This is a genomic window from Ruegeria atlantica (genome assembly GCF_013032005.1).
Classification (GTDB): domain Bacteria; phylum Pseudomonadota; class Alphaproteobacteria; order Rhodobacterales; family Rhodobacteraceae; genus Ruegeria; species Ruegeria atlantica_A.
The window spans coordinates 1-6,885 of sequence record NZ_WQBE01000022.1; the positions used below are offsets into that span (position 1 = coordinate 1).

Annotated in this window: 5 protein-coding genes; all 5 read right to left on the reverse strand. The window is 53.6% G+C overall.

From position 1 onward, the window contains the following. Nucleotides 1–150: 150 nt before the first annotated feature. Nucleotides 151–1,599, reverse strand: coding sequence for a mannose-1-phosphate guanylyltransferase/mannose-6-phosphate isomerase (locus GOX21_RS21290; protein WP_170379902.1), 1,449 nt, complete (start codon nucleotides 1,597–1,599; stop codon nucleotides 151–153). 129 nt (nucleotides 1,600–1,728) lie between these two features. Continuing rightward, a complete protein-coding gene (locus GOX21_RS21295) occupies nucleotides 1,729–2,460 on the reverse strand; it encodes a metallophosphoesterase family protein (protein WP_368040052.1) in 732 nt (243 codons plus the stop codon). A 113-nt stretch (nucleotides 2,461–2,573) separates the two neighbouring features. Next, nucleotides 2,574–2,939 (reverse strand): hypothetical protein, encoded by a 366-nt coding sequence (locus GOX21_RS21300; RefSeq protein ID WP_254428657.1) that lies wholly within the window; start codon nucleotides 2,937–2,939, stop codon nucleotides 2,574–2,576. Between the two features lie 601 nt (nucleotides 2,940–3,540). Continuing rightward, on the reverse strand, nucleotides 3,541–4,365 hold the full coding sequence (locus tag GOX21_RS21305) for a hypothetical protein (RefSeq protein WP_170379904.1): 825 nt from the start codon (nucleotides 4,363–4,365) through the stop codon (nucleotides 3,541–3,543). 73 nt (nucleotides 4,366–4,438) lie between these two features. Then, nucleotides 4,439–6,214: a galactosyltransferase-related protein gene (locus GOX21_RS21310; RefSeq protein ID WP_170379906.1), complete on the reverse strand. Its 1,776-nt coding sequence runs from the start codon at nucleotides 6,212–6,214 to the stop codon at nucleotides 4,439–4,441. Nucleotides 6,215–6,885: the final 671 nt, after the last annotated feature.

Consider the following 6,885-nt stretch of genomic DNA (forward strand, 5'->3'; position numbering starts at 1 on the left):
AAACACCATAAACAAAACACAACTAACACAACCAAAACACACCGAACGGAACGGCTGCACCAAGCTTTCTGGGCAACAAAAAAGGCCCCCGTCCGGGGGCCTGATCAATGCGCCATATCTGGCTGCGTGACGTCAGATGGGGTTGGAACGTCAACCCTTTGCGCCCTGACCGCGTGCATAAACATCCTCGTACCGGACGATATCATCCTCACCGAGATAGGTTCCGGTTTGAACTTCGATCAGAACCATCGGCACCTTTCCAGGGTTCTGCATCCGATGCACCGCCCCCAACGGGATGTAGACCGATTGGTTCTCGGTCACCAACTGTTCCTTGTCGTCGATCGTCACAAGGGCCGTGCCTTCGACAACGATCCAGTGTTCCGAGCGGTGGACATGGCTTTGCAGGCTCAGCGACGCGCCGGGGTGGACGTGAATACGCTTAACCTGGAACCGGTCGCCAACCACAAGGCTTTCGAACCAGCCCCAAGGGCGGTGATCCTTAGGGAAGGTTGTAGCCTGTGCAGCGCCTTTTTCCTTTAGCGCGCTCACCGCTTTCTTAACGTCCTGGGCCCGCGAGGCATCCGCAACCAGAACCGCATCATTCATCGCCACGGCGATGATGTTTTCAAGCCCGATGCCCACCAGCTCCAACTGGTCACTGTCCGAGCGCAGCAGCGCGTTGTGGCAATCAATGGCTGTGGCTCCGCCGCTGGTCACCACGCCGTCAGAATCCGGCCCGCTTTCTCGCCAGACTGCATCCCATCCACCCAGATCGGACCAAGCCGCGTCAAACGGGACAACCGACAGGTTCGTCGCCTTCTCCATCACCGCGTAATCGATTGAGATATCTTCGGCCTTGCCCCAGGGTTCAGGGTTCAAGCGCAGAAAGCCCAGATCCGGCGTTGCCGTATCGACGGCTGCCTCGACGGGCGATAGCAGTTCGGGCGCATGAGCCCGAAAGGCCGCAATCATATCCGATGCACGGAAAAGAAAGATCCCGGCATTCCATTTGAAATTGCCCGCTTCGAGCATTTCAGTTGCGCGAGCCAGATTTGGTTTTTCCACGAACTTTTTCAGCGGAACGGGTGATCCGCCGCTGTTCGATGCGCTCGCCAATTCGAGATAACCATAAGCCGTTTCCGGATGCGTTGGGGTGATCCCGAATGTTACCAGTTGCCCTTGCTCGACAGCCTCCAACCCGCGGGCAACCGCATTCTGGAACGCCGCCACATCAGGCACTACGTGGTCGGACGGCGCAACCAACAGCACCGCGTCCGGATCCTCGGCATGGGCGCGCAGCGCGGCAGCGAGGACCGCTGGGGCCGTATTCCGCCCTTCGGGCTCAATCAAAATGGCACCGGGATCAATGCCGACGGCCTGCAATTGCTCGGCCACGATGAAGCGGAAATCCGAATTGGTCAGAACCACCGGAGCAGCGAATTCCAACCCCGCCGCCGCGCCGGACAAACGCCGAGCTGAGGCCTGGAAAAGTGTCTCATCCCCAACAAGCGGCACAAATTGTTTGGGGTAACTCTGCCGCGACAACGGCCAAAGACGCGTCCCGGACCCGCCGCAAAGAAGAATAGGGGTGATCAACATGATAAGCTCGAAACCTGATTTAATTTAAACAGGTCCTATTAGATGTGAATTAGCGTGACAAGATTTTGCTCAGCTTCAACAGGAAAAAGCAAGTGCAACCGCGGATTTGCGCCTGTACGGGCTCAGTCTTCAGCCTTGTGCCGTCAAAAATCTGGGCTCCCCACCATCCAGGCAAACTGCACTTAACACACCAGTTGCAAAAGCGCCGGTATCAATGGAAATTCGTCCCTTTTGCGCGCCAGCCTCACCGACAATCGTATGCCCGTGTACAACCCAAACACCGTCGCGCCTGATTGTTTTTAGAAATGACGGATGACCCCAGATAAGGGTCTTTTCCGACTGGTCGGTGGGCGGAACATTGGGGTCAGCACCGGCATGCACCACAAGGACGTTGCCCGACATTTCCCAGGTCTTCAGCCCGGTCACCCATTGATACAACGTGTCGCCCATCGCCTCTTGAAACCTGTCCCGGCACTCTGTCAGCTCATCACCGGTCATCTCAGCCCGGACCCCGCGCACATCAAACGAGGCCAAGGTCTGCAACCCGCCGTAACGCAGCCACCGCGGACCCTGTTCCAAAGGGTCTTTCAGGAACCGCAGCATCATCTCTTCATGATTGCCTTTCAGGCAGGTTATATCGGGGCGCGCACTGATCAGGCGCAAGACCTCGGCGCTGCATTCTCCGCGGTCGACATAATCGCCCACCAGAATGATCCGATGGTCCTGTGGCACCTTGTTCAGTAGCTTTTCCAACTGCACGACACAGCCATGCACGTCACCGATTACGCATATTGGAGTATTTGGGGTTGGTGGCAGAAACGGGGCACGCCGCCTGAATCGTCCGAAAAGCGATGACAGCACGATGAACTTTTCTCCTGCCCGGTTAGCCGTGAAAGGAGCCGATACAGGAAATCCGGCACCGGCCTTTGATCCAAACGTGATACCCGGCGACCTGACTGCGGGCAAGACCGGGTTCAGGCGGTTCGGCAGGCGGGCACGCCCATCTGTATGATCTCGCGGCCTTTGACCTTATAGAGCCCGTTGATCCGGTTCCGGGCTTTGGTCATGAACCAGGATTTCAACGGTTCCGGATAATAAGCAGCCATGATCTGACTGAAATAGTCGAAATCTTCTTGCGCAAGCCGACGACCGCTTTGGGACGGACCGTGAAACCCAAAGGTGGTATCAGGATCAACGCAGGTTCCGGGCAACCCCAGAAACATCGTGCATGTCGAATAGCAGATACGGCCCCTGATCTCGACCAGAACTCCGTTGCGCTTGAGGTTTTCCAACTCGATCAAACGGTCATGCAGATAGCCGCCGCGATCGCTTCCCACCACAAGTAACTGCTGTGCCTGAGCGCGTGTTGGCGCAAGGGTCACCGGTATCAATGTCGCGACACTCAGCAAGACGGTAAAAAACCGGACAATGCTACAAGCAGAGCGCCGTCCTGTTTGCGCTGACGCTTTGAAACAACAGTCGAGGAAACTCGGCATGGTTCTATCTCCGATTCCAGTAATGATCTGGATCAGGGCTAGAGAACCGCGATGCCTCAGCTGTGCGCTGCCTGTGGCGAAACTTGGCCTTAAATCAATGTTTTAATAGGTTTTTTACGTAAACTTTCCATGTCCAATACGCACGCAGTGTTGCGCGAATGACGCTTAGGGTCATGGGACGGTCTTAGATTCGGTGTCGCCGGGCGATACAGCGACAGATGCGTCTGCCCGATAGAACAAGCGCACAGAGATCAATACTCTCAGTCACTTGTAAACAAAACGCAGTATATCAGATCAAACACCCTTTACCAAACTGCCCACAAGTTTTGGACGCAACCAAGCGTGCGGGCGCGGATGTTTTTTGTTGTTTACCAGAGACTTGAAGCCAAACAGGGCTTTTCACCCGCATGTTTGTTCAGTAGCTTTGGAATAAAGCGGGCAAGTTCTAATTCGACCAGCGCTTGGTACGCCGCTGGAGACGCCAAAGATCACACCAGTAAGAAATCCGCCAAGGTGAGCAAAGGGCGACCTTCCACCACTTCCGACTTTCCTGAAAAAGCTTTTGTTCATATTCCTTTTTGGAATAACGTTTGGGCAGCGCGATGTGAATCTTAGAACTGAATTCCTGAGACGTCGCAGACGTATCGGGTGCGTTCAGCATCGCACTGGTTTGCAATGCCAGCTGACGTCTAAGCCCGACTTCAAAACTCGAGGGATGCACATAATCCACAACCATGTTGGCGCCGTCACCATCGCTATCTGCCCAACTGTCACCCAGCGCAGTATTGGCGAACACAACCGTGCTTTGCAGGTTGTCCCAATCGCTGTAGAAACTGTCCCATACCGCCGGGCGCACGATGTCCTGCAAAACGAACCCTTCGGCAAGAAACAGCAAAGCCCAAAAGCTGGGCCATGAAATCAGCAGGTCCTGAACCTGTTGTTCAGCTACGGGAACCGGTGAAAATACTACAATATCAGCGTAACTCGTTAGCAGGTTTACGCTGTTTTCCGCTTCACTCAGGCTTGCCGCAGGAACGCCCTTAGTGACGTGAATGATACGAAGGCCACCATCAGTGGCCTTCTGAGGAGAAACGGTCTTAGACAGCGCGCTAAAGGAAGATTGAGTGACACGTGGAACACCGCTCTGCTCATAGGCCGCGCACCATTCTGTGTGCTTTCGGCCTTCAAGAACGATAATTTCACTTACATGTTGCTTGCACGCTGAAACAACCTTCTCAACGGCTAAGCTCCTTGTTTCACTGTCATTCATTCAGATTTACACTCTGGCGGGTTTAGTAGGTATTCATAAAGATTTGGACCGCTGTCCGGAATTTCGAGCCACATTAAAAATGCTGCCCAGATATCTCTAACCTCTGATTTTGAGACATTGAATGGGCGATTTCCGTAAACGAACTCCAGTTGCTTCCCAGCAAAAGCGGCGCACGCGACAGCAGGATTACATCTGCCAGCGCATATTTAAGCTGCACTTCAGATCGGTCATATACCGTTCTTGGCAGGCTGGTCACGCGATCTTGGTATTTCGCAGCGAAAGCACCATAGGATTCCGAGTTATCCGACGCCAGAAAAATCGTGGAATCGGCCTTGGCCTCCAGCAGTTGATCCAGACGTTTGAAGAAGAACGCATAGTGGGATCTGCTGCGGGCACGTCTGGAAATCTCGTCTTCTGACCGCGACCAGTCTCCGGGAACGTCCCCATGAGGGTCCGTAGCAGCGCCGCCATTCATACGCACGTGTACGGCGATGTCGTTTTGGCTGCGGACGGACTCGATCATCTCTTGCACATCCGCACTCGGTTTCAGCTCACGCAGGAATTTCCGTTCAATGGGGTCGTAGGGTTTGCCGAATGTAAACCTGTAAGCCGATTGGATAACGATATCCCGCTGCGCCTTAACCAATGAGGCGGTGTCAAAGGCCTCCCGGAATGCCTTGCTCATCAGGTCGACCGTTAACGCGTTCTCCGGGTCGTTCTCTTTGGTATCCTCGACTGCCCCGTCAAAGTCGAACAATGACGCAAAGGTGCAATCGCAATGTTCGTCAGGCACCCAGCGAATGATCAGTTCGCGATCGTGGATTTGTGAAAATGAAAACCCCGAAGCAATTGCGCGCAATCGGTTGCCCAAACCATGCTGCGCATCGACGACAAGTTTCGGCTTTTGCAGGCTATGCCCCAGCGGAACGGTAACTTCGCCTGTATTCTCTTCCGGTTGCAGCGACGTGTTGCTGATGGCCACAATGGCGTCTTCCAACGAGCGGGTCATCAACGCATAATCCACAGCTTCGCAGGAAACAGAGACCGCAACACCTTTGAAAACATCATGTATTGCGCTAACCGCCGCTTCGGCGCGTTCCATCCGCGTGCCAATTAGGTTTGTATCTACACCGTAGGGGTGGCTGCGTCTTAACCGCAATATGTTCGCGGTTTCACTAAGCACCCGGAAACCCGTCATTGGGCAACTCGCATCCCACGGGGCGCAGGAAGACGCAGTTTGCCGGTTCAACGCGATCCAGAACTGCGGATACGACTGCACTTCGTCCCATCCGGTGACCGGTGTACTTTTGGGGCGCTCAACACGTCTTACGTCGGAATGATCAATATGGCTGATGGTGTCGGGATCGACATCTTCTCTTTGCACGCCTGCGTTGGTCAGGCGTCCGTACAGGTCATCGTCATCCCAGCCATAGGTGACAATCCGTTCGTTGAAGCCGTTAACAGCCAAAAGATTTTCACGCCCAACGACGAAAAAGCCGTTCACGTGGCTTTGCCCGGATTTCGCCTGGCGCCAGTTCCCTGCAGTCAGTTGGTCAACACCTGTTGTGTTGCGGCTAAAGAACTCTGAATCGAGGATAATGTCACTGTCGACTTTGATAATCTTGTCTTTGGTCGCAGCGCGGAATCCCAGATTATACGCGTGGGACAAAATCCAGGATCCTTCATCCTCGACCCGAAGAATCCGTATACGTGGATCAGTTATCCCCGCTTTCCGAAGAGTGATCTCTACCGGAATTTCCGAACTCCAGTCCACGATGATAACTTCGCCAATCTCCTGATGTACAAGCCACGTTGGCAATGTCTGCGCCAGGTGGTCATTTCGGTTCATGCAGCATGTGACAGCAGCAAAACCGGGTTCTATGGCTGCATCGGGTTCATATTCTGCGCCAGCTTCTTCAAATTTTGGAAGGTTGCGCCAAACGTCAGGTTGCGTTCGTATCTCATTGTAGAGGGCAGAAACCGAAGTTGGTGATTTAGCGTTCCGCACCGAAAGCTGTGCTCGAATCAAACTGCGAAATGTGTCCCTGGCCTCAACTGTTGTGACGGTGTCATCAGATGCGTTCGCATCGCAGAGGCTTGCAACTATATCTTTAGAAGATTGCATTTTCTCAGTTTGAACCCTTGGTATGCCAATGCCTTCGGTATCTTAATATTTTGGTCGTTCAATACATTCCACCTGGGATTGCGTACAAACAACTTGAGCACCGAGTACCTGTTTGTTCAGGCGTGTCAATCACCAAAGACGGTATCTTTGAAGCAAGCCTCCAAGATTTCAACCTGGATGAGCGGTGATACGCCGGAATCATCGTTTTGACGCCCTTGTCAGGTCAGCTTGCTGTCTTGGTTGTGCCCCAGTTATCTGGAGTTTTAGGTTTTTGGCCTCGCATCGCGGAGGTCAATTTGGTTTTCCTGCATTAAAGCTTTGTTTTGGATGAGGTTATTGCCTCTCACCCCAATGTTTTATGGTTCTGACGGGTTGAGTGTGTTAAGCGATTGATC